Genomic DNA, 1,758 nt, shown 5'->3' with positions numbered 1-1,758 from the left:
GGTCCGGGGCACGCGCCCGGCCCCGCCGTTCGGGCCCCTTCGGCCCGGGGCACGCGCCGCTCGCCGTCGCCTCCTGTTGCCCGGCGTCTTCTTCCCGGCCGTTCCCCCGGGCCGTTCCCCCGGACCGATGAGCCGCTCCGATGAGCCGGGCATCGAACGACCGCGCACCCCCGCCGGTGGCCGTCCGGTCGGGGGTGCGCGGTCGTGGGCGGACCGTGCCACCCGGTGTGACGGGGCCCTTCTCAGGCCGCGAACGCCGGTGCCGGCGGCGCGGTGGGCACGGCGTCCCACTGATCGTCCGCGACATCCCACTGGTCGTCGCCGAGACGGAGCTTCGTCTCGGCCGTGCCGTGCGCCCGGGTGGGGGCGACGCCGGAGGTCGAGCCGAGGACCCCGACGACGAGCAGTGCGGCGGAGAGGGCCGTCACGGGCCGGGCCAGGCGGAGGGCCGGGAAAACCCCGGAAAGCCGGGAAAGTCGGGAAGACCCGGAAGAGGAGTGCCGAGCGCAATTCATCGTATCTCCAGTGATACTGCGACAGTGGTATCGGCCATCGGGCACTCCCTCAGATTGCCGGCGACGGAAGACCGGTTCGATACGTCCCCGGTGTCCTATGCTGGAGTGGCAACTTGTGGATCGCGGCGGAATGTCGAGCCCCGGGGGAGCCATGGACGAGCCACCGCTGTTGGACGAGTTGGCCGTGGACGCCTACCGGGCGGCGGTGCGCGCCGGTGTCTTCTCGGACGAGGCGATCTCCGAGGAGCTGGGGGTGGAGCCCGCCCGGGTGGGGGAGGCCCGGAAAGCCCTGGAGGAGCTGCGGTTACTGGGGCCCCTCGGGGACGACGAGAGGATCCGGATCCCGTTGGACCCGGAGATCGTCGAGGCCGAGTTGATCTCCCCCCTGGAAATGGCGATCGCCGAACGCCGTCGCCGAATCGTCCGAATACACGAACAGCTGCGCTCACTTGGACAGCTTTATCGCTCGATTGAGCAATTGCGGTACGAGGAGAATTCCATCCGCGTCCTCGACGACGCGGCCGAGGTGCGCCGGGAGATCGAACTGGCCCGTCACCGCTGCACCCGGGAGCGCATGAGCCTGCAACCCGGCGGCGGCCGATCGGCCGAACTCCTCCAACAGGACCTCGCCCAGACCCGGGAGCTGCTCCGGCGCGGTGTCCGCATCCGGACCCTGTACCAGCACACCGCCCGCGCGAGCCTGGCGACCCGGGCCTACGTCAAGCGGGTCTGCGAGGAGGGTGGTGAGATCCGCACCGCCGAGGAACTCACCGAACGCATCATCATCTACGACCGGCGCATCGCCTTCGTCCCCAAGGAGCGCAACGGTCGGGAGGCACCCGGCGCGGCCGTGGTCACCGACCCCACCCTGGTGGCCTACCTGTGCCGGTCCTTCGAGGCCACCTGGCAGGTGGCGCAGCCCTTCTCGCCCACCGATGTGGAGTCGGGGGCCGGTACCGGGGAGCGACAGACCGGCACCGAACTGCGGGAATCGATCCTCCGCCTCATGGCGATGGGGCTGAAGGACGAGGTGATCGCCCGTCGGCTGGGGATGGCCACCCGTACCTGCCGCCGCTACATCTCCGCCCTGATGGACGAACTCGGCGCCAGCAGCCGGTTCCAGGCCGGCCTGATGCTCGGTCGGCAGGAAGGGGGCGCGAAGCGGGAGGGCGACGCCCTCGCCGGGGGCGCCGGCGTCGGAACCGGCGGCTGAGCCGGGACCCGCCCCGACCCCCCTCCGTCC

At 71.4% G+C, this 1,758-nt stretch carries 2 protein-coding genes; one reads left to right on the top strand and one right to left on the bottom strand.

All coding sequences use genetic code 11. From position 1 onward, the window contains the following. Positions 1-242: 242 nt before the first annotated feature. Complete coding sequence (locus FOE67_RS24760) at positions 243-428, bottom strand: hypothetical protein (RefSeq protein ID WP_182667048.1); 186 nt, start codon at positions 426-428, stop codon at positions 243-245. A gap of 238 nt (positions 429-666) precedes the next feature. Between FOE67_RS24760 and FOE67_RS24755 the strand changes: the two genes are divergently transcribed. After that, positions 667-1,728, top strand: coding sequence for a LuxR C-terminal-related transcriptional regulator (locus tag FOE67_RS24755; protein ID WP_182667047.1), 1,062 nt, complete (start codon positions 667-669; stop codon positions 1,726-1,728). Positions 1,729-1,758 lie beyond the last annotated feature (30 nt).

This window comes from Streptomyces calidiresistens (genome assembly GCF_014141525.1).
Lineage (GTDB): Bacteria > Actinomycetota > Actinomycetes > Streptomycetales > Streptomycetaceae > Streptomyces > Streptomyces calidiresistens.
The sequence above is the reverse complement of the archived record's forward strand: the minus strand, read 5'-3'. Positions and strand labels throughout refer to the sequence as shown.

Excerpts from the sequence above, each read along its gene's own strand:
- FOE67_RS24755 (WP_182667047.1), top strand. The coding sequence starts at position 667 with ATGGACGAGCCACCGCTGTTGGACGAGTTGGCCGTGGACGCCTACCGG.